This is a genomic window from Shewanella xiamenensis (assembly GCF_024971755.1).
GTDB lineage: Bacteria > Pseudomonadota > Gammaproteobacteria > Enterobacterales > Shewanellaceae > Shewanella > Shewanella xiamenensis.
In genome coordinates, this window is record NZ_CP079718.1 from 184,666 (window position 1) to 205,474 (window position 20,809).

18 protein-coding genes, 1 tRNA gene and 3 rRNA genes are annotated in these 20,809 nt (G+C 48.4%); 8 read left to right on the top strand and 14 right to left on the bottom strand.

Translation table 11 applies throughout. The annotated features are described in order from the left end of the window. Window positions 1-8: 8 nt before the first annotated feature. Window positions 9-764, top strand: a complete 756-nt coding sequence (locus KXJ80_RS01900; RefSeq protein ID WP_218737706.1) for a divergent polysaccharide deacetylase family protein — start codon at window positions 9-11, stop codon at window positions 762-764. Here KXJ80_RS01900 and KXJ80_RS01905 read toward each other — a convergent pair. From KXJ80_RS01905 to KXJ80_RS01930, 6 genes are all read right to left on the bottom strand, one after another. Next, window positions 739-1,194 carry an Rrf2 family transcriptional regulator gene (locus KXJ80_RS01905; protein ID WP_037431159.1) on the bottom strand — a complete coding sequence of 152 codons (456 nt, stop codon included), beginning with the start codon at window positions 1,192-1,194 and terminating at the stop codon, window positions 739-741. The two genes, KXJ80_RS01900 and KXJ80_RS01905, sit on opposite strands and share 26 nt — an antisense overlap. Before the next feature lie 21 nt (window positions 1,195-1,215). Next, window positions 1,216-1,470 carry a YkgJ family cysteine cluster protein gene (locus KXJ80_RS01910; RefSeq protein ID WP_218737707.1) on the bottom strand — a complete coding sequence of 85 codons (255 nt, stop codon included), beginning with the start codon at window positions 1,468-1,470 and terminating at the stop codon, window positions 1,216-1,218. 306 nt (window positions 1,471-1,776) lie between these two features. Further along, window positions 1,777-1,853 (bottom strand) — tRNA-Asp (locus tag KXJ80_RS01915). A 36-nt stretch (window positions 1,854-1,889) separates the two neighbouring features. Next, a 5S ribosomal RNA gene (gene rrf, locus KXJ80_RS01920) occupies window positions 1,890-2,005 on the bottom strand. 222 nt (window positions 2,006-2,227) lie between these two features. Continuing rightward, window positions 2,228-5,120 (bottom strand): 23S ribosomal RNA (locus tag KXJ80_RS01925). 318 nt (window positions 5,121-5,438) lie between these two features. Beyond that, window positions 5,439-6,981, bottom strand: a 16S ribosomal RNA gene (locus tag KXJ80_RS01930). The 16S, 23S and 5S rRNA genes sit together here with 1 tRNA gene alongside, the layout of an rRNA operon. A 550-nt stretch (window positions 6,982-7,531) precedes the next feature. Here KXJ80_RS01930 and KXJ80_RS01935 point away from each other — a divergent pair. Then, a complete protein-coding gene (locus KXJ80_RS01935; protein ID WP_169548732.1) occupies window positions 7,532-8,080 on the top strand; it encodes a gamma carbonic anhydrase family protein in 549 nt (182 codons plus the stop codon). Window positions 8,081-8,135: 55 nt separating this feature from the next. On the opposite strand, the gene KXJ80_RS01940 is transcribed toward KXJ80_RS01935, so the two are convergent. Together KXJ80_RS01940 and aroE are read right to left on the bottom strand one after the other, a co-directional pair. Further along, window positions 8,136-8,411 carry a DUF1488 family protein gene (locus KXJ80_RS01940; protein WP_037413524.1) on the bottom strand — a complete coding sequence of 92 codons (276 nt, stop codon included), beginning with the start codon at window positions 8,409-8,411 and terminating at the stop codon, window positions 8,136-8,138. A 20-nt stretch (window positions 8,412-8,431) separates the two neighbouring features. Next, window positions 8,432-9,310: a shikimate dehydrogenase gene (gene aroE / locus KXJ80_RS01945; protein WP_218737708.1), complete on the bottom strand. Its 879-nt coding sequence runs from the start codon at window positions 9,308-9,310 to the stop codon at window positions 8,432-8,434. Between the two features lie 171 nt (window positions 9,311-9,481). On the opposite strand from aroE, the gene KXJ80_RS01950 reads away from it, so the two are divergent. Continuing rightward, a complete protein-coding gene (locus tag KXJ80_RS01950) occupies window positions 9,482-9,919 on the top strand; it encodes a group II truncated hemoglobin (RefSeq protein ID WP_218737709.1) in 438 nt (145 codons plus the stop codon). Between the two features lie 35 nt (window positions 9,920-9,954). On the opposite strand, the gene hemF is transcribed toward KXJ80_RS01950, so the two are convergent. From hemF to KXJ80_RS01980, 6 genes are all read right to left on the bottom strand, one after another. Then, window positions 9,955-10,863, bottom strand: a complete 909-nt coding sequence (hemF, locus tag KXJ80_RS01955; protein ID WP_218737710.1) for an oxygen-dependent coproporphyrinogen oxidase — start codon at window positions 10,861-10,863, stop codon at window positions 9,955-9,957. A gap of 28 nt (window positions 10,864-10,891) precedes the next feature. Beyond that, a complete protein-coding gene (gene tsaC / locus KXJ80_RS01960) occupies window positions 10,892-11,458 on the bottom strand; it encodes an L-threonylcarbamoyladenylate synthase type 1 TsaC (protein WP_218737711.1) in 567 nt (188 codons plus the stop codon). A gap of 131 nt (window positions 11,459-11,589) precedes the next feature. Further along, window positions 11,590-12,153 (bottom strand): DNA topoisomerase family protein, encoded by a 564-nt coding sequence (locus tag KXJ80_RS01965; protein ID WP_218737712.1) that lies wholly within the window; start codon window positions 12,151-12,153, stop codon window positions 11,590-11,592. 123 nt (window positions 12,154-12,276) lie between these two features. Continuing rightward, a complete protein-coding gene (locus tag KXJ80_RS01970) occupies window positions 12,277-12,753 on the bottom strand; it encodes a DUF494 family protein (RefSeq protein WP_011070451.1) in 477 nt (158 codons plus the stop codon). Between the two features lie 2 nt (window positions 12,754-12,755). Then, window positions 12,756-13,718, bottom strand: a complete 963-nt coding sequence (dprA, locus tag KXJ80_RS01975) for a DNA-processing protein DprA (RefSeq protein WP_445772414.1) — start codon at window positions 13,716-13,718, stop codon at window positions 12,756-12,758. A 137-nt stretch (window positions 13,719-13,855) separates the two neighbouring features. Further along, on the bottom strand, window positions 13,856-14,998 hold the full coding sequence (locus tag KXJ80_RS01980) for a LysM peptidoglycan-binding domain-containing protein (RefSeq protein WP_037429380.1): 1,143 nt from the start codon (window positions 14,996-14,998) through the stop codon (window positions 13,856-13,858). A 125-nt stretch (window positions 14,999-15,123) separates the two neighbouring features. Between KXJ80_RS01980 and def the strand changes: the two genes are divergently transcribed. The 5 genes from def to KXJ80_RS02005 are packed head-to-tail and all read left to right on the top strand — an operon-like array spanning window position 15,124 to window position 20,770. Next, entirely contained in the window at window positions 15,124-15,630 is a 507-nt protein-coding gene (def, locus tag KXJ80_RS01985) for a peptide deformylase (RefSeq protein ID WP_037429378.1), read from the top strand. A gap of 15 nt (window positions 15,631-15,645) precedes the next feature. Further along, window positions 15,646-16,602 (top strand): methionyl-tRNA formyltransferase, encoded by a 957-nt coding sequence (gene fmt, locus KXJ80_RS01990; RefSeq protein WP_218737714.1) that lies wholly within the window; start codon window positions 15,646-15,648, stop codon window positions 16,600-16,602. Between the two features lie 2 nt (window positions 16,603-16,604). Beyond that, window positions 16,605-17,891: a 16S rRNA (cytosine(967)-C(5))-methyltransferase RsmB gene (gene rsmB / locus KXJ80_RS01995; RefSeq protein WP_259474806.1), complete on the top strand. Its 1,287-nt coding sequence runs from the start codon at window positions 16,605-16,607 to the stop codon at window positions 17,889-17,891. Window positions 17,892-17,906: 15 nt separating this feature from the next. Then, a complete protein-coding gene (gene trkA / locus KXJ80_RS02000) occupies window positions 17,907-19,316 on the top strand; it encodes a Trk system potassium transporter TrkA (RefSeq protein WP_037429374.1) in 1,410 nt (469 codons plus the stop codon). A gap of 11 nt (window positions 19,317-19,327) precedes the next feature. Then, complete coding sequence (locus KXJ80_RS02005) at window positions 19,328-20,770, top strand: TrkH family potassium uptake protein (protein WP_144346143.1); 1,443 nt, start codon at window positions 19,328-19,330, stop codon at window positions 20,768-20,770. Window positions 20,771-20,809: the final 39 nt, after the last annotated feature.

A 20,809-nucleotide genomic window follows, 5' to 3' on the forward strand; every position in this document is an offset into this window, starting at 1 on the left:
AAGAAATAGTGCATCTATTTTATATATTGGCCCTTTTGGCTATCAGTATTGCGCCAAGCAATGCAGCTCAAATCGCCTTGATCATCGATGATATCGGCTATCGTCACACCGACGAAGCCGTGCTTTCACTCCCCAGCGCAGTCACCTTATCGGTGCTGCCACACACGCCGCTCAGCAATAAGTTAGCCAAAGCCGCACACGCCAAAGGCCACGAGATTATGTTGCACTTACCCATGCAGGCGCTCAATGGTAAAGCCTTAGGGCTCGGCGGTTTAACCAACAAAATGAGCGAAGCACAGATACGTAGCAGTGTACTTGCTGCTATCGCCAGCGTGCCCTTCGCTAAAGGTGCCAACAATCATATGGGGAGCCTGCTGACGCAGCTCGATGATCCTATGTTATGGGTAATGGAAACGCTAAAGCAGAAGCAGCTCTACTTTGTCGATAGCATGACCACCAAATTCACTAAGGCGGGAGATAAGGCTGATTTACTCGGCGTGCCACTGCTACGACGCCAACTCTTTCTCGATAATGACGTCAGTGCCGCAGCATTGGAAAAACAGTTTAATTTGATGATAAGTCAGGCTCACTCGCAAGGCAGTCTCGTAGCTATCGCCCATCCTTACCCCGAAACCATTCACTTCTTAAAAACGAACTTAGCGCGCCTAAAGGCGGAAGGGATTGAGCTAGTGCCGACGTCAAGCTTGTTGCCCATCGAACTAGCCCATGAGAAAGGCACTAATCCAACTGTAAGACAGAAATAGTCATATCTGGCAGCAATGCTAGCAACTCATTTCGATTGCTTACAATGTCCTCCAAGCTGTATTGATCGAGCACGCTTAAATACGCCTCAACCGCTTGGGCTAATACGCCCTTCAACTGACAGGCGGGAGTGAAGCGGCAGTAAGGTTTGCTGCAATCAATCGGTGCCAGCGAGTTCTCTAACGCACGAATGAGTTGCCCAAGATTAATCTCGCTCGCTGGTTTCCCTAAACGAAAGCCACCCATCTTACCGCGAATGGTTTCTAGATAACCTAACTTGCCTAAGTGATGCACAATTTTCGAGACATGATTTGGTGACAAATCGAAGACCTCGGTAATCTCTGCGATCCTAAAAAGGGTTGTTCTATCGGGCTGAACCGCCAAATACATCAGCGTGCGAACACCAAAGTCGGTATAGCGTGTTAACTGCATAATTCACCTGTCAGCAATAAACTATTGAGATGTTTGAGATTCAAGGTTTGTGATCAACCAAAGCGCCTCTTCGTTAGAATCCCCACAGACATCTAAAGACACTTCAAAATCACTACAAACCGCAGGACGATCAGGCGAGCCGAAAATCAAACACAAATTATCATCACTGAGCTGCACACAGCGCTCCCCAGCCGCCTTACCATTTGGCATTCCAGGGATCCCACTGCTAATTGAAGGTGCAATACAACAAGCACCACAGCCTAGGCGACAATTCATTTTATTACTCGTAAAAATTGGTAAACATTATACCGTTTAATTTATCTGTGGGCAGAAACACAGTTCAATACTGCCAAGTGGCGCACAACCACCTCACCCACAAATGAAAAACTGACCTGTCCAGCCGTAAAAATAAGCTGTCTATCATAACGAAAACGGCTCAATTCTTTTAATAAAAATGATGGTATCAGAATAACTTACAAGAATGAGACAGAGTACAACACCGTTGATAGTTAGTCTGAGTAGATTTATCCGGCGAATAAACGAAAAAAGCCTCATCTTTCGATGAGGCTTATTTCTTTATGTTGGCGGAGCGGACGGGACTCGAACCCGCGACCCCCGGCGTGACAGGCCGGTATTCTAACCAACTGAACTACCGCTCCTTTAACTTAACGTTTACACATTAAGCTAAATTAGGCGCTTGGCGATGACCTACTCTCACATGGGGAGACCCCACACTACCATCGGCGCGATTGCGTTTCACTTCTGAGTTCGGGATGGGATCAGGTGGGACCACAATGCTATTGTCACCAAGCAAATTCTTACGGGTTAATTCTACGTCTGACGGCATTGTTTCCTCACTCCAGTGCTCATGTACTACCGTACACTCCGCCCTTCGCTCGTCACGGCTTTGTCTGCCGTACAATTACCTGCGTAATTAACCTTTATTTGTTAATTCGGAAAGCTGTATTGAGTACCACTTCTTAAGTGTTTCTATTCAAGCTAAGTGCTACTTAGCAAAACCCATCTGGGTTGTATGGTTAAGCCTCTCGAGTCATTAGTATCAGTTAGCTCAACGCCTCACAACGCTTACACACCTGACCTATCAACGTCCTAGTCTCGAACGGCTCTTTAGTGGACTTAAAGTCCAAGGGATGACTCATCTTGGGGCTCGCTTCCCGCTTAGATGCTTTCAGCGGTTATCGATTCCGAACATAGCTACCGGGCAATGCCATTGGCATGACAACCCGAACACCAGCGGTTCGTTCACTCCGGTCCTCTCGTACTAGGAGCAACTCCCCTCAATCATCCAACGCCCACGGCAGATAGGGACCGAACTGTCTCACGACGTTCTGAACCCAGCTCGCGTACCACTTTAAATGGCGAACAGCCATACCCTTGGGACCGACTTCAGCCCCAGGATGTGATGAGCCGACATCGAGGTGCCAAACACCGCCGTCGATATGAACTCTTGGGCGGTATCAGCCTGTTATCCCCGGAGTACCTTTTATCCGTTGAGCGATGGCCCTTCCATTCAGAACCACCGGATCACTATGACCTACTTTCGTACCTGCTCGACGTGTCTGTCTCGCAGTTAAGCTGGCTTATGCCATTGCACTAACCGTACGATGTCCGACCGTACTTAGCCAACCTTCGTGCTCCTCCGTTACTCTTTGGGAGGAGACCGCCCCAGTCAAACTACCCACCAGGCACTGTCCTTACCCCAGATAATGGGGCCAAGTTAGAACATCAACACTACAAGGGTGGTATTTCAAGGACGACTCCATCAGAACTAGCGTTCCAACTTCATAGTCTCCCACCTATCCTACACATGTAGGGTCAATGTTCAGTGCCAAGCTATAGTAAAGGTTCACGGGGTCTTTCCGTCTAGCCGCGGGTATACGGCATCTTCACCGCAATTTCAACTTCACTGAGTCTCGGCTGGAGACAGCGTGGCCATCATTACGCCATTCGTGCAGGTCGGAACTTACCCGACAAGGAATTTCGCTACCTTAGGACCGTTATAGTTACGGCCGCCGTTTACCGGGGCTTCGATCATGAGCTTCTCTTGCGATAACCCAATCAATTAACCTTCCGGCACCGGGCAGGCGTCACACCGTATACGTCATCTTGCGATTTTGCACAGTGCTGTGTTTTTGATAAACAGTTGCAGCCACCTGGTATCTGCGACTCCCGTCAGCTTAGAGAGCAAGTCTCATCACCAACAAGAGCGTACCTTCTCCCGAAGTTACGGTACCATTTTGCCTAGTTCCTTCAGCCGAGTTCTCTCAAGCGCCTTGGTATTCTCTACCCGACCACCTGTGTCGGTTTGGGGTACGATTCCCGCTAACCTGAAGCTTAGAAGATTTTCCTGGAAGCATGGCATCAACTACTTCATCCCCTTGGGGACTCGTCATCAGCTCTCAGTGTATAGTGACCCGGATTTGCCTAAGTCACCCACCTACCACCTTAAACGCGGACTACCAACGCCGCGCTAGCCTAGCCTTCTCCGTCTCTCCATCGCAGTTAGCGGAAGTACAGAAATATTAATCTGTTTCCCATCGATTACGCCTTTCGGCCTCACCTTAGGGGTCGACTCACCCTGCCCCGATTAACGTTGGACAGGAACCCTTGGTCTTTCGGCGAGGGGGTTTTTCACCCCCTTTATCGTTACTCATGTCAGCATTCGCACTTCTGATACCTCCAGTGTGGGTTACCCCTTCACCTTCAACGGCTTACAGAACGCTCCTCTACCGCGCAACTCTAATGAATTGCACCCGTAGCTTCGGTGGTATGTTTAGCCCCGTTACATCTTCCGCGCAGGCCGACTCGACTAGTGAGCTATTACGCTTTCTTTAAATGATGGCTGCTTCTAAGCCAACATCCTAGCTGTCTAAGCCTTCCCACATCGTTTCCCACTTAACATACACTTTGGGACCTTAGCTGACGGTCTGGGTTGTTTCCCTTTTGACGACGGACGTTAGCACCCGCCGTCTGTCTCCCGAGTAGTACTCATTGGTATTCGGAGTTTGCAAAGGGTTGGTAAGTCGGGATGACCCCCTAGCCTTAACAGTGCTCTACCCCCAATGGTATTCGCTCGAGGCGCTACCTAAATAGCTTTCGAGGAGAACCAGATATCTCCCGGTTTGATTGGCCTTTCACCCCCAGCCACAAGTCATCCGCTAATTTTTCAACATTAGTCGGTTCGGTCCTCCAGTTGATGTTACTCAACCTTCAACCTGCCCATGGCTAGATCACCGGGTTTCGGGTCTACGCCTTGCAACTAAACGCGCAGTTAACACTCGGTTTCCCTACGGCTCCGCTATTCGCTTAACCTCGCTACAAAACGTAAGTCGCTGACCCATTATACAAAAGGTACGCAGTCACGGTCTCAAGAACCGCTCCCACTGCTTGTACGTATACGGTTTCAGGTTCTATTTCACTCCCCTCACAGGGGTTCTTTTCGCCTTTCCCTCACGGTACTGGTTCACTATCGGTCAGTCAGGAGTATTTAGCCTTGGAGGATGGTCCCCCCATATTCAAACAGGATATCACGTGTCCCGCCTTACTCGTTTTCATCAAAGGTTAGTTTTCGTGTACGGGGCTATCACCCTGTGCCGCTGGACTTTCCAGACCATTCCACTAACACCCCTCTGACTTAAGGGCTAATCCCCGTTCGCTCGCCGCTACTAGGGGAATCTCGGTTGATTTCTTTTCCTAAGGGTACTTAGATGTTTCAGTTCCCCTCGTTTGCCTCATTAAGCTATGTATTCACTTAATGATGACACCTTATGGTGCCGGGTTCCCCCATTCGGACATCGTTAGCTCAAATGCTTGTTACTAGCTCGCCAACGCTTTTCGCAAGTTACTACGTCCTTCATCGCCTCTGACTGCCAAGGCATCCACCGTATACGCTTAGTCGCTTAACCATACAACCCAAATAGGTTTCACTTACGTGAGCCACTTGAGCTGTTGCGACCAGCTGGTTTTACTTGTCTCATCTTCGACCAAGAAGATGGACTCGCCTTAGACTTGAATATTCAAGACACTTAACAAGTGTTTTAAGAACTCAATTTTTTCGTATTAACACAACGACAGACATCATTGTATTAATTACTATCAGCTTTCCAAATTGTTAAAGAACAATGCATACCGGCTCGCGGTGCATGTCGCTCTCCCTTCCCTTACAGGAAGTTCAACAAGCCATCTGTGTGAACACTCAGCAAACATCGAGTTAGTCGTATAGGTAAGGAGGTGATCCAGCCCCAGGTTCCCCTAGGGCTACCTTGTTACGACTTCACCCCAGTCATGAACCACAAAGTGGTGAGCGCCCCCCCGAAGGTTAAGCTACCCACTTCTTTTGCAGCCCACTCCCATGGTGTGACGGGCGGTGTGTACAAGGCCCGGGAACGTATTCACCGTGGCATTCTGATCCACGATTACTAGCGATTCCGACTTCATGGAGTCGAGTTGCAGACTCCAATCCGGACTACGACGAGCTTTGTGAGATTAGCTCCACCTCGCGGCTTTGCAACCCTCTGTACTCGCCATTGTAGCACGTGTGTAGCCCTACTCGTAAGGGCCATGATGACTTGACGTCGTCCCCACCTTCCTCCGGTTTATCACCGGCAGTCTCCCTAGAGTTCCCACCATTACGTGCTGGCAAATAAGGATAGGGGTTGCGCTCGTTGCGGGACTTAACCCAACATTTCACAACACGAGCTGACGACAGCCATGCAGCACCTGTCTCACGGTTCCCGAAGGCACAAGTCCATCTCTGGTCTCTTCCGTGGATGTCAAGAGTAGGTAAGGTTCTTCGCGTTGCATCGAATTAAACCACATGCTCCACCGCTTGTGCGGGCCCCCGTCAATTCATTTGAGTTTTAACCTTGCGGCCGTACTCCCCAGGCGGTCTACTTAATGCGTTAGCTTGAGAGCCCAGTGTTCAAGACACCAAACTCCGAGTAGACATCGTTTACGGCGTGGACTACCAGGGTATCTAATCCTGTTTGCTCCCCACGCTTTCGTGCATGAGCGTCAGTCTTTGTCCAGGGGGCCGCCTTCGCCACCGGTATTCCTCCAGATCTCTACGCATTTCACCGCTACACCTGGAATTCTACCCCCCTCTACAAGACTCTAGTTCGCCAGTTCGAAATGCTATTCCTAGGTTGAGCCCAGGGCTTTCACATCTCGCTTAACAAACCGCCTGCGCACGCTTTACGCCCAGTAATTCCGATTAACGCTCGGACCCTCCGTATTACCGCGGCTGCTGGCACGGAGTTAGCCGGTCCTTCTTCTGTAGGTAACGTCACAGATGAGCCGTATTAAGACTCACCCTTTCCTCCCTACTGAAAGTGCTTTACAACCCGAAGGCCTTCTTCACACACGCGGCATGGCTGCATCAGGGTTTCCCCCATTGTGCAATATTCCCCACTGCTGCCTCCCGTAGGAGTCTGGGCCGTGTCTCAGTCCCAGTGTGGCTGATCATCCTCTCAGAACAGCTAGGGATCGTCGCCTTGGTGAGCCATTACCTCACCAACTAGCTAATCCCACCTAGGTTCATCCAATCGCGGAAGGCCCGAAGGTCCCCTCCTTTCCCCCGTAGGGCGTATGCGGTATTAGCAGTCGTTTCCAACTGTTATCCCCCTCGACTGGGCAGATCCCTAGGCATTACTCACCCGTCCGCCGCTCGCCACCTCAGGAGTAAACTCCCTCGTGCTGCCGCTCGACTTGCATGTGTTAGGCCTGCCGCCAGCGTTCAATCTGAGCCATGATCAAACTCTTCAATTAAAAGTTTTTTGTTTCCGAAGAAACGACTCAATGAATTCTACTGTTTTGATTCGCTTTGCTCACTAAGAAGCATCGCGTTTCAATTCATACATTACTGTATGTACATATTGCTATGAACACTCATTCATTGATTTAATTCTTTGATTACTCGCCAAACGGCAGAGTAATTTCGATTAACTCAACACCTGTGAGTGTCCACACAGATTTCTTGTTTAGATTGTTAAAGAGCGTTTGACCTCATCGCTTGCGTTACCGCTCACTAGGTCAGGGCTGCGTATTCTACGCATTTCCCTTGTCGCGTCAAGGCGTTTTTGCAAACTTCTTGAGGCTTTCGAATCAACTGCACATTTTGCATTCGATTCGCACTGTAACCGCGTTAGCTTTCGCTGTCTGCCGTGTCAGTGGATGCGCATTATAGGCAGCGAAACTTTTTGTGCAACCCCTAACTTTAAGATAATTGGCATTTTTGCACTGTTCGTTGGATATTTGACCTGACCTGTCAGTTTTTAACCTTTATAATGCTAAAAACCACTCAATTAGGGACTTTTTTATGTCTGGGCCACTCAGAACTTACCAAGGAATTCATCCACAACTCGGCGATAATGTGTATGTGGACCAAGCTTCAGTGCTCGTTGGCGACATTGCTTTAGATACCGACGCGAGTATTTGGCCTATGGTGGCCGCTCGTGGGGATGTCAATCATATTAGAATTGGTAAACGCTCCAATGTACAGGATGGCAGCATATTGCACGTGACCCGCAAATCCGCTTCTCGTCCTGAAGGGCATCCACTGATCATTGGTGATGATGTGACGATTGGGCATAAGGCGATGCTGCATGGCTGCAAGGTGGGTAATCGTGTTTTAGTAGGAATGGGGGCCATTATCCTCGACGGTGCCATATTAGAAGATGATGTGATTTTAGGTGCGGGGTCGTTAGTACCACCAGGTAAAGTGCTGCAGAGCGGCTACTTATATGTCGGCAGCCCTGCGAAACAGGCGCGACCGTTAACCGAAGCGGAATTGAAGTTTTTACCTGAATCCGCGGATAACTATGTGCGCTTGAAAAACGAATACTTGGCAGAACCTAAGCCAGAGTAATGTATCTATTAAATCGAGATGGCAGAATTTAAGCTGCCATCTTGTTTATTTTGGCTTAGCCTAAGTGCACTGCGCCAAACTCATCAAACTCTTCTGCTTCAATTAAGGCTTCTGCCATTTCCTCGGCATCGAATCTAACTGCATCAAATAGCGCTAACATGGCGGCCGCTTCATCGATATTAGGCTGGGGCGAAAAGTCATTTAACTGCGCCAACTTCTGTGCGCTGATATAACACTTAATATTCATTCCCTGCTGCTGGGCAATAAAGCAAATGTGCTTTTGGGTTTCATCCCAATGTTGCAGATCGGGGAATAAAATACTCTGATTCATTTTATCTTCCTCTTGAGCCTCTATTGCGCGTCGGCCTGTAGTTTGTCCCTGAGTAATTTAAGCACTCCTGAGGTATCTGGCTCGACGCCACGCCAGAGCGCAAAACTCTTTGCCGCTTGACCCACAAGCATACCCAGTCCATCAATCACTTGCACAGCGCCCTGTTGCACAGCCCATTGATTAAATGCCGTTGGTTTGGCGCCATACATCATATCGTAGCAAGCCGTCTTGCTGCCGATAATGGACTGTGGCAGTGGCGGTAACTCCCCGGCAAGACTCGCCGAGGTCGAGTTAATCACTAAATCAAACTCCCCTGATAACTCAAGCATAGACATCGCTTGGAGTTTATCGCTGTAGCGCCCCTCTTGTACTTGGCTAAATATCTCCACTAGGGCCTGCGCCTTACTTTGAGTGCGGTTAGTGATGACTAGTTGACCAACTTCTGCCTTAAGTAATGGCAAAATACAACCGCGCGCTGCACCGCCTGCACCAACCAAGAGCACCCGTTTATACTGCAAACTACCAAGGTGACTGATAAGGTCAGCCACCAATCCTAAACCGTCGGTGTTATCACCATAAATTGTGCCATCGGCCAACAAACTTAAGGTATTGACCGCCCCCGCCAGTGTCGCTTCGGCGCTTAAGCGGTCGCAGAGGGCAAAGGCTTGCTCTTTAAAAGGCACTGTCACATTCGCGCCCTTTCCTCCCGCCTGAAAAAATGCTCGTAAACTCGCCTCAAAACCATCAATGGGCGCCAGAATCGCTTCATAACTCAGGGACTGCTGCGTAAGGGCCGCAAACTGTCCATGGATAAAGGGTGATTTACTGTGACCTATCGGATTGCCAAACACGGCATATCGATCAAGTACTGGCGTAGTTACTGAGGGCATATCTGTCATCTGCGGGATTCTATTGGCTGTGAATGGCATGCAGTCTAGCGCGCTTTTAGGCGGTAGCACAGCCTAGTGGCGAGCCTAAGTTGTTGTACCTAACTTTAGCCTTCGGTTTCACAGTGACATTCAGGCTATAATGCGCGCATCGAAATTGTAGACAGCAATGCAGTTAGACCTATGAACTGGCTTAAAAAGATTTTTAGTAAACACACAAACGTGTCGGATGACAGGGATCCGAATCAGTCTAATGCCTATGATTTAATTGGTGGCGACAAAGTGATCCGCGCGATTGCCAATAGTTTCTATCAGAAAATGGCAAGCTCAGCAGAAACACAAGCCTTATTCGCGATTCACCGTGCGCCGATTGCAGAGTCGGAACAAAAGCTCTATGAATTCTTAAGTGGCTGGCTAGGCGGTCCGCAGTTATATCAGCAAAAGTATGGTCATCCCGCATTACGCGCTCGGCATATGCCCTTCGCAGTAGATGAGACAATGCGGGATCAATGGCTATTTTGCATGAAGTTTGCCATTGAAAAACACATAAAAAAGCCAGAGCATCGCGCCGCTATCTATGAGGCGATTTCAACTCTGGCTGATCATATGCGTAATCAATAAAGTGCAATGACGCTACTCATACTGATACCCGTTGCTTATACCCAATCCCGTGGCTTGAGGTAGTTATCGTAAAGATCTGCCTCTGGAGTGCCCGCCTCTGGCGTATAAGCATATTGCCAACGTACCAATGGCGGCATTGACATCAAAATAGACTCTGTGCGACCACCGGTTTGCAGGCCGAACAAGGTGCCTCTGTCGTATACCAGATTGAACTCAACATAACGGCCGCGACGATATAACTGGAACTCACGCTCACGCTCACCATAGGGAGTCACTTTACGACGCTCAACAATCGGCGCATAAGCAGTTAAGAAGCCGTTGCCCACCGCCTGCATAAAATCGAAACTCTTATCGAAGCCTGCTTGGTTCAAGTCATCAAAGAACAGACCGCCCACGCCGCGGGTTTCATTACGATGTGGCAGGAAGAAATACTCATCACACCACTTCTTATACTTAGGATAAACATCGTCACCAAAAGGCTGGCATAGATTTTTAGCACTTTGGTGCCACTCGCGCACATCTTCTTCGAAAGGATAGTAAGGCGTTAAATCGAAACCACCACCAAACCACCAGACAGGATCCGCGCCGTCTTTATGGGCAATAAAGAAACGCACATTAGCATGGGTGGTTGGAATGTAAGGACTTTTTGGATGAATAACTAAGGAGACACCCATGGCTTCAAAGCTGCGACCCGCCAATTCAGGGCGATGAGCCGTTGCCGATGTGGGCATCGCAGCCCCTGTCACATGGGAAAAGTTAACTCCGGCTTGCTCAAATACCGCACCTTGGGTTAAGACCCGACTGGTGCCGCCACCGCCTTCAGCGCGCGTCCATGAATCGGCTGCAAAGCTTGCTTGCCCATCCAACTGTTCAAGACCCGCACAAATTCGATGTTGTAGATCGAGTAAAAATGCTTTTACCACTGTCGCATCTGGCACACTCATAGCTTTTATCCTTATTTTTATTAATTAGTTACTGTCCGTTGCGCAAAATCTTGCCACTTCGAGCATCAACAATGGTGGACGGCTGACGCTGTTGGCCTAATTGGCCTAGCACTAAGGCATCTATTTTGCCTTCAAAAGCGTTGAGAATGTCATCATCACTAAGTGCGGGATCTTCGCCGGCTAAGTTGGCACTGGTTGAAACGAGTGGTTTACCCAAGGCTTGGCACAAAGTCCGCACACCTTCATGGGCGGAGACGCGCACGGCGATAGAATCAAATTCACCGGATAAATAACGCGAGACATGCGGTTTAATCGGCATCACAAAGGTAAAAGGCCCTGGCCATTTAGAAAAGGCAAACTCAAGCTGCTCGGCGCTCAACTGTGACTCATCGACATAGTCTAATAACTGGGAAAACTCGCTCGCCACTAAGATAAGGCCCTTCTGCCAAGGACGTTGTTTTACGGCGAGTAATTTTTGAATGGCAGTATCATTATCTGGGTCACAACCTAAACCATAGACGGCTTCAGTGGGATAAGCGATAACGCCACCGTTTAACACTACGTCTTTAATGTCAGAGGGGTGCAGCTGTAACATCTTAGGATTACCTTATGGATTTAATCGTTTTTCCAAACAAATTTTGGCATCTTGGCTACCCCATCCATGGTTGGACAGGGATTATACCTAAGGCGGTTTAAGCGGCCAAACTTTTAGAGAGATCGATCACACTAAAGCGCTCGTTTGTATTTACAGCTTTTTTGCGGGCATTCTAAACGCATTCCCGCCGCACCTTTACGCTCGACTAAAATCCCAAAGCCACAACTCGGACAGGTTTCGCCAACGGGTGGATAATTGACGATAAACTTACATTTGGGATACGCGCTACAGGCATAAAAACTCTTACCAAAACGGCTGGTGCGATGCTCAAGTTTACCCGTCTTACATTCAGGACAGGCCACCTCAGGTTTATTGCTCTCCTGATCAGGTCTTTCAATATGAGTACAACTGGGATATTGGGTACAGCCGATAAAAATGCCAAAACGCCCCGATTTAACCGCCAACTCATGGCCGCATGCGGGACATTTAGAACCTTCAATCACTTGGGTTTCAATCGATTCGTGCTGCACTAAAGGACGAGTATATTCACAGGTTGGGTAATTATTACAGCCGATAAAACTCCCATGCTTACTGTGTTTTACCGACAACTCGCTGCCACACTCGGGGCATAACTCGTATTCTTTTTCCAGTGCGTGCTCGTGGGCACTAAATAGTTGTTCATCGATCTTAGACATAATCATTTACCACTAGTCATTGCGGCTAATCCGCAGATAACTCACCGCACAGGTCTCAACAAACATATGGCATCAAAAAAGGAGGGCTAGCCTCCTTTCTCATTATTTATAACGTCACAACACTTAAGAATGTAGCCGGCCTTCTTCTGGCTGCTCAAAAATTAAATCTTCCATTTGCTCATAGGCAGACTCATGGCCGGGCGCATTAAAGAGCACCATCAGAATAACCCACTTAAGATCTTCGAGGATCAAGGCAGGCTCATCAAGCTCCATGACTCTATCGATCACCATCTCACGGGTTTCGACATTAAGCACTTTAACTTGCTCTAAAAAGAGCAGGAATCCACGGCACTCCACATCCAGCTTTTCCATTTCGTCTTTGGTGTAAATCCGAAACGAATGCTGATCATGATTACACAGGTAAGGCTTATCCCCTTCCTGCAACTCTGCCAGACGCTCCAACCAAGTTAAGGCTTTTAAAATCTCCGACTGATGAAAACCAGCGCGAGTGAGTTCCTTGGTTAACTCGTCTTCATCAACTAATAGTTCGACTTCACTGTGAACATAGTTTTCAAATAGATACATGAGGATATCAAACATGGCTAGCTCCTCTTTACTCTGACGTAACCACCGGGTACTGCAACAACCCAACCTTGCAACTCAAGTTCAAGCATTTGTTCTAACACCAGATCTATCGTTTTCCCACTATGTTCAACTACAGCATCAATTGTTGTAGTTTCATAACCTACACTAGCTAACAGCGATGAAAATGGCAAATCACAAATATCACCTTGCTGTATATGGTGGCTGGAGTAGAGTTCTTCAAGATGAAAGGCTGTCAAACTTGCCAGCTCTTCCACTATATCGGCCGCGCTTTCCACAAGTTTTGCCCCATCACGTAATAAATCGTGACAGCCTTGGTGAAATCCTCCTAGGATGGAGCCAGGCACGGCAAACACCTCACGCCCTTGCTCCATAGCCAACCTTGCGGTGATGAGTGAACCACTTTTGCGACAGGCCTCAACCACCAGCGTCCCTAAAGAAAGACCACTAATGATGCGATTTCGTTTCGGGAAATTGCCCGCAAAAGGCCCTACATCCGGCCAAAACTCGCTTATTATACAGCCTTGGCGCTGAATATCCTCATAAAGCTGCTTATGTCGGCGCGGATAAGTAATATCAATCCCAGTTCCCAGCACGGCAAGCGTTCTTCCACCATAATCAACACAAGCTTTATGCGCCGCACCATCAATCCCCATCGCCATGCCGCTACAGATACTAAATCCAAGCGCCGACATCTCTCGAGCCAATTGATAAGCCATCTGTAACCCACCAGGAGATGCATTACGGCTGCCCACAACAGCAAGGGATGGAATCGCTAGCGCCTCGACGCAGCCCTTAACAAACAAAACGCAGGGTGGATCGGTTAATTGTTTTAGCAACGGAGGATAAAGCGGATCGGAAAAACAGACTAAATGATTATGTGCCGCCTGTTGTTGCCACTCTAAAGCAGCATCGACTTTTTGATAGTCAATAACCAAGCTGTGGAGCTGATTGTCAGACAAAGGGAGCGAGTGTTTCTCATGCTCGAGCCTTTGCCTGAGGTCGTCCACATCCATGTGCGTTAATAATTGTTGTGTCCGAGCGGGTCCGAGCCCAGATACCGCACTAACAATTAACCAATCAACCAAGTTTTCAGAGATTATTGACCTCTAAAGGCTAAGGAATCTGGGGCGATTAATTTATCATCGACCCGCACAGAACGCTCCGTCGATACAATCAATCCTAAACTTGCTTTATCAAACACTTTGAATACTAATAACTTACCATTGTAAACATCAGGCATTTTGAGTGCCCTGTCGGATGAAAGTGACGCAACCACATTGTCATAGGCTGTCCGTTCCATCGAGGGCACAGGTTGGCCATCGTTATTAATCACGATTTCTTCGCCATCGCGATAAATGGAGAATACCTCGCCAGGCTCAATACCGTCCTGCGTACCTTTATCAAGATAGACAACATTGAGTTTACCGGCTTCGCGCATTTTCGACTCGATGGCCAATATGGTCGCTGGCGTCTTAAGTTCTGCGGGTTTTGGCGTAAAGTAAGCTGACATTAACGCTTCATCCTCCATCGGCAACACCCTAAAGCCCGCTTTGGTTTCACGGAAATTGCTCAGAATTTTTACCTTAGACACTTTGCCAGACTCAATTACTTGGCCCGTGGATGCCAGAATCGCTTCCTGTCCTAGCGCCTCGCCCGTTTCTTTATTAAAGAATTCTCGGCCACGCTCATAGACTCCTAACTTTTGATGCAAAGGTAATTCGCTATTGATATAAATCACATCACCAACAATATGATGGCGCGACGGGCTTTCACCGCCGAGTACCATAGGTTGCATGCCTAGCCAGCTAGCATCAACCACACGGTTTTGAACGAGGTAATTTTGGATTAATGCCAAATCAACCGCAGGAACCGCATTGCTCTTGGCAATTACGCGTCCCTCTGGAGTTTTGCGAATATGGGGTTTTGCTTCACTGGCTCCAATACTCGCACTCGCGCCATTAAGCACTAATCTGGGTTGACCATCGATAAAGACTAAGGTGAGTTGATCACCGGGATAAATTAAATGAGGGTTGGCTATTTGAGGGTTAACATCCCATAAACGTGGCCACTTCCACGGATCATTTAGAAAGGTTGCAGAAATATCCCACAGGGTATCGCCCTTCTTTACCACATATGACTCTGGATACCCTGCTTTCAACGTGAGAGTGTCAGCGTAAACCAATGTGCAATGAAAGGTCATTAACGCAAGTAAAATTAGCCGTTTCATGGTGCGGTCCATGTTGTTTAGCTCTTAAATCGAGCTTTTACTGTTATTGATAGGCACTAAAGATTAAAATTAACCCATTAGCCTCAGTCAGTATAACCAACTGATTGAGATTTGACAGACTTGTTAAGAGTTTAAGTATGGCACTATTAAAAGTTTTACGCTTTCCCGATGAAAGATTGCGAACTCAAGCACAACCTATCACAGAGTTTACTGCTGAGTTGCAAACTCAAATCGATGATATGTTCGAAACCATGTACCAAGAAAAAGGGATTGGTTTGGCCGCAACCCAGGTTGATTATCATAAACAACTGATCGTCATGGATTTACAAGACGAGGTTGAACGTCCTAAAGTCTTTATCAATCCCGAGATTATTGCCAGTAGCGGTGATTTCTGTAACGAAGAAGGTTGTCTGTCAGTCCCTGGTATCTATGCCAAGGTTGACCGCGCCGAATTTGTTACCGTTAAAGCTCTGGATAGACACGGTAATGAATTCACCGTTGAAGCCGATGACCTATTTGCGATTTGCATTCAGCATGAAATGGATCACCTGAAAGGTAAGTTATTTGTCGACTACCTGTCGCCATTGAAGCGCCAACGGATCAAACAGAAACTTGAAAAAGCGGCCAAACAAGACGCCAAATAAGCATTAGGATCAGATTTGAAACCACTCAACATTATCTTCGCCGGAACACCGGATTTTGCCGCTCGCCATTTACAGGCGCTGATTAACTCACACCACAACGTGATTGCTGTTTACACACAGCCGGATAGACCCGCAGGGCGCGGTAAAAAACTCACCGCCAGCCCAGTGAAAGAGCTCGCGCTCGCCCACAATATTCCAGTTTATCAACCCGGTTCGCTACGCAAAGAACCCGCGCAGCAAGAACTGGCCGCCCTTAATGCCGATATTATGGTGGTGGTTGCCTACGGTTTGATCCTGCCTAAAGTCGTGCTTGATACGCCACGTTTAGGCTGTATCAATGTTCATGGTTCAATTCTGCCTCGTTGGCGCGGTGCGGCGCCGATTCAACGCGCATTGTGGGCAGGTGATAAAGAAACCGGCGTGACGATTATGCAGATGGATGTCGGCCTAGATACGGGTGATATGCTACTAAAAACCTACTTGCCTATTGAAGATGACGATACTTCGGCAAGTCTTTACGAGAAGTTAGCCCAGCAAGGACCTGATGCGCTACTGCAAGCTCTCGAGGGTTTAGCCAACGGCACCTTAGCCGCTGAAAAGCAAGATGAAGCCTTAGCTAACTACGCCGAAAAACTCAGTAAAGAAGAAGCGAGGTTAGATTGGACTAAATCCGCGACCCAATTATGGCAAGAGGTTCGCGCCTTCAATCCTTGGCCAGTGAGCTACTTTGAGCACCAAGGCAATACTATCAAGGTGTGGCAGACCCAAGTCAGCACCACCAGCAGCAATGCCGCACCCGGCACTATTATCAGCGCCAGTAAAAAAGGCATTGAAGTCGCCACCGGTGATGGTGTGATAACCCTACTCAGCATGCAATTACCCGGCAAGAAACCCCTCAGCGTTGCAGATATTCTCAATGCCCGCGGCGAGTGGTTTACCCCAAATACTCGTCTCAATAACGAGGCGCTATAATGATGAACTTGCGAGCACTGGCGGCCAAAGCCATCTTCGACGTATTAGAAAAAGGCGTGTCACTTTCAGTTGCCCTGCCAGAACAGCAAAGGCATCTTGCTAGTGGTAAAGATAAAGCCCTGCTCGCCGAGCTCTGCTACGGCGTAATGCGTACTTTGCCACAGATAGAAAAACGCGTTGCCGAATGTTTGGCTAATCCGCTCAAAGGTAAGCAAAGGATCATCCACCAGCTATTGATTGTTGGCTGTTACCAGCTTTACTTCACCCGCATACCAAGCCATGCGGCCATATCCGAAACCGCTGAGGCCTGCCGTCAATTAAAGTTTGAGGGAATGGTAAAAGTCGTCAATGGCGTGCTGCGTAATATTCAGCGCCAATTAACACCGCTAAGCACAGAGTCGGAGACCTTAAGCTACAATACGCCGGGCTGGTTAATTAAGCGCTTAAAAGCCGCTTATCCTGACAACTGGCAAGAGATAATCCAGCAAAGTCATGAGCGTCCACCCATGTGGTTACGTAACAATCGCCTCTCCCAAAGCCGCGATGAATATCTTGCCGCCCTCAGTGAGCTTGAGATAGAAGCCAGTGCGGGCCTGAGTGATGATGCAATCCTGCTTGCCCATCCCAAGGATGTGGCGACATTACCACGCTTCCACGAAGGTGCGGCATCAGTGCAAGATGGCGCAGCCCAATGGGCAGCGACCCTGCTGGCTCCGCAAGCCAATGAACTGGTTCTCGACGCCTGTGCGGCACCGGGCGGTAAGAGTTGCCATTTACTCGAACTTGAACCTAGCATCAAGCTGGTCGCCGTCGATTTCGATGCCAAACGTCTTGAGCGCGTGCAACAGAACCTTGACCGTTTATCATTAAAAGCGGAAGTTATTCATGGCGATGCGGCCAATATCGACTCATGGTGGCAGGGTGAACAATTTGATCGTATCTTACTCGACGCACCTTGCTCAGCGACGGGCGTTATCCGCCGCCATCCCGATATCAAATGGTTACGCAAAAACCATGACATCGAAGAACTGGCAGAGCTGCAAAGACAAATTCTCGATCACTGCTGGAAGTGGCTCAAGCCCGGTGGCACACTCCTGTATGCAACTTGCTCTATTTTGCCGCAGGAAAATCGAGACCAAATTAGTGCATTTTTAGCCAGAACCGCAGATGCTAAGCTAGACACACTTGCCCAGCAGGCTTCAAGCCAAGATATAGGTTGGCAAATCACGCCGGGACAACACAACATGGATGGGTTTTATTACGCCCGTTTATTGAAAGCGACCCATTAGGAAGTAAGCAAGGCCATGAAAATTATCATATTAGGTGCGGGTCAAGTTGGGGGAACCTTGGCCGAAAATTTGGTGGGTGAAAACAACGATATCACCATCGTCGATAGCGACAAATCCAGATTACGCGCCCTGCAGGATAAATATGACCTTCGCGTCGTGGCGGGCCATGGTGCCCACCCCGATGTACTGAAAGAGGCTGGCGCCGAAGATGCCGACATGCTGATTGCTGTGACGAACAGCGATGAATGCAACATGGTCGCCTGCCAAATGGCATACAGCCTATTTGGTACACCGACTAAAATCGCCCGTATTCGCTCCGAACCTTATCTAGCGATGCGCGATAAATTATTTATCGACAGTGAGACCAAAAATAGCGATGGGCGTCCTCGCGGCGGTTTTGTAATCGATGAACTTATCGCCCCCGAACAGTTAGTGACCGCTTACATTCAACGTTTGGTTGAATATCCTGGTGCGCTGCAAGTGCTCGAATTTGCCGAAGGGCGCTTAAGTTTGGTTGCAGTTCGCGCCTATTACGGCGGCCCTTTGGTTGGCAACGCCTTAGCCGCGCTACGCGAGCATATGCCAAATATTGATACCCGGGTGGCGGCGATTTTCCGCCAAGGTCGCCCTATCATGCCCCGCGGTACGACTATTATCGAAGCCGATGATGAAGTGTTTTTCGTGGCCGACAGTCGCCATATCCGCGCGGTGATGAGTGAGATGCAAAAGCTGGATAACTCCTACCGCAATATCATGATTGCCGGCGGTGGTAACATAGGCTTAGGCTTGGCTAAACGCCTCGAGCGCACCCATTCAGTCAAATTGATTGAACACAAGTTCGAACGCGCAGAGTCTCTATCCGAACAACTTGAAAACACCACAGTATTTTGTGGTGACGCCTCAGATCAAGAGTTACTGCTCGAAGAACATATCGACCAAACCGATGTGTTTATTGCCGTCACTAACGATGATGAAGCCAATATCATGTCCGCCCTGCTAGCCAAGCGCATGGGGGCGAAAAAGGTGATGGTGCTGATCCAGCGCGAAGCCTATGTGGATATTGTGCAAGAAGCTAATATCGATATCGCGATTTCACCCCAGCAGGCGACGATTTCAGCCTTACTGACCCATATCCGCCAAGGCGATATCTGTAACGTGTATTCCTTACGTAGAGGCGCCGCCGAAGCCATCGAAGCCATTGCCCACGGTGACTCCAGCACCTCTAAAGTTGTTGGCAAGGCCATTGGCGATATCAAGCTGCCGCCGGGAACCACCATTGGCGCCATTGTGCGGAATGAGGAAGTGTTGATGGCTCATGATAAAACAGTGATTGAGCAAGGGGATCACGTGATTTTGTTTTTGGTAAACAAAAAATTTATCGGCGAAGTCGAAAAGCTGTTCCAACCTAGCGCCTTCTTCTTTTAAGTCATCATCCTATGCTGAACTTTAGACCGTTATTGTTTATTTTAGGGCTGTTTTTATCGATGTTAACAGCCTTTATGTTAGCGCCCTTACTTCTTGCCGCATTCAACGGCGAGGAGACCGTAGGCTCTTTCATGTTATCGGCTTTAGTCACAGGGATTTGCGCCAGCCTGTGTTTGCATAACGGCCAAAGTAAGGCCATTAACCTCAATATTCGAGATATGTTTCTGCTCACCAGCCTAACTTGGTTGATCGTGAGCCTGTTTGCGGCCATGCCTTTTACGCTTTACCACGGTATAGGTTATACGGATGCCTTCTTCGAGACCATGTCCGGCATTACCACCACAGGCTCAACCGTACTCTCTGGGCTTGATACCATGGATCACAGCATCTTGCTCTGGCGCTCGTTATTGCAATGGCTCGGTGGCATAGGCTTTATCGTGATGGCGGTTGCGATTCTACCCTTCTTAAACGTTGGTGGTATGCGGCTGTTCCGCACTGAGTCATCGGATTGGAGTGACAAGGCCGTTCCTCGAACCCAAAGCATGGCTAAGCATTTATTCTTTATCTATATTTTACTGACTATTATCTGCTGTATTGCCTACCATGTTGCTGGCATGACATGGTTCCAAGCCATCAACCACTCAATGACAACTCTCTCGACCGGTGGTTACTCGACTTCTGATAGCTCGATGGCGGCGTTTTCCAATTCTGCCCATTGGGTTGGTGTTATCTTTATGGCAGCAGGTGGTTTGCCACTACTGATGTTTGTGCAGATGATCCACCAGCGCGATTTAAGCGTTTGGAATGATGCCCAAGTCAAAGGCTTCTTATTTTTTCTGACCTTTGTTTCTTGCTTTATTGGTGTTTGGTTATGGCAAACCCGCGATATCGCCTTGATTGATGCATTACGATTATCCAGCTTTAACGTCGTATCTGTTGTGACCACAACGGGCTATGGTTTAACAGATTATGGCGCTTGGGGTGCCTTTGCTAATATTGCCTTCCTGTTCTTAATGTTTGTGGGTAGCTGTTCTGGCTCGACGTCTGGCGGGATCAAAATATTCCGTTTTCAAATTGCGGGCGCGATTATGCGCGAACAATTAAAACAGCAATTGCATCCCAATGGCATTTTTAGGGAACGCTATAACAACCGCCTGATCACTGAAGATATTGTGCGCTCGCTGATTACCTTTGTGCTGTTATATATGTTCGTAATTGTGGGGTTATCTGTGATTCTGGTACTAACGGGTCTAGACCCCATAACCAGCTTTACTGGTGCAATTACCGCCGTGTCCAACGTGGGGCCTGGGCTTGGGCCGATTATTGGTCCTGTCGGTAACTTCTCGACACTGCCAGATCTGGCTAAGTGGGCGCTTGCATTAGGTATGTTGCTAGGACGCTTAGAGATTTTAACTGTGGCCGTACTATTCCATCCCAGTTTTTGGAAATACTAATCGTATCAGCCATCAGCTAAAAATGCGCTCACAGAGCGC

Coding starts and splice junctions, on each gene's coding strand:
- KXJ80_RS01905 (WP_037431159.1), bottom strand. CDS start 1,194: ATGCAGTTAACACGCTATACCGACTTTGGTGTTCGCACGCTGATGTAT.
- KXJ80_RS01910 (WP_218737707.1), bottom strand. CDS start 1,470: ATGAATTGTCGCCTAGGCTGTGGTGCTTGTTGTATTGCACCTTCAATT.
- KXJ80_RS01935 (WP_169548732.1), top strand. CDS start 7,532: ATGTCTGGGCCACTCAGAACTTACCAAGGAATTCATCCACAACTCGGC.
- KXJ80_RS01940 (WP_037413524.1), bottom strand. CDS start 8,411: ATGAATCAGAGTATTTTATTCCCCGATCTGCAACATTGGGATGAAACC.
- aroE (WP_218737708.1), bottom strand. CDS start 9,310: ATGACAGATATGCCCTCAGTAACTACGCCAGTACTTGATCGATATGCC.
- KXJ80_RS01950 (WP_218737709.1), top strand. CDS start 9,482: ATGAACTGGCTTAAAAAGATTTTTAGTAAACACACAAACGTGTCGGAT.
- hemF (WP_218737710.1), bottom strand. CDS start 10,863: ATGAGTGTGCCAGATGCGACAGTGGTAAAAGCATTTTTACTCGATCTA.
- tsaC (WP_218737711.1), bottom strand. CDS start 11,458: ATGTTACAGCTGCACCCCTCTGACATTAAAGACGTAGTGTTAAACGGT.
- KXJ80_RS01965 (WP_218737712.1), bottom strand. CDS start 12,153: ATGTCTAAGATCGATGAACAACTATTTAGTGCCCACGAGCACGCACTG.
- KXJ80_RS01970 (WP_011070451.1), bottom strand. CDS start 12,753: ATGTTTGATATCCTCATGTATCTATTTGAAAACTATGTTCACAGTGAA.
- KXJ80_RS01980 (WP_037429380.1), bottom strand. CDS start 14,998: ATGGACCGCACCATGAAACGGCTAATTTTACTTGCGTTAATGACCTTT.
- def (WP_037429378.1), top strand. CDS start 15,124: ATGGCACTATTAAAAGTTTTACGCTTTCCCGATGAAAGATTGCGAACT.
- rsmB (WP_259474806.1), top strand. CDS start 16,605: ATGAACTTGCGAGCACTGGCGGCCAAAGCCATCTTCGACGTATTAGAA.
- trkA (WP_037429374.1), top strand. CDS start 17,907: ATGAAAATTATCATATTAGGTGCGGGTCAAGTTGGGGGAACCTTGGCC.
- KXJ80_RS02005 (WP_144346143.1), top strand. CDS start 19,328: ATGCTGAACTTTAGACCGTTATTGTTTATTTTAGGGCTGTTTTTATCG.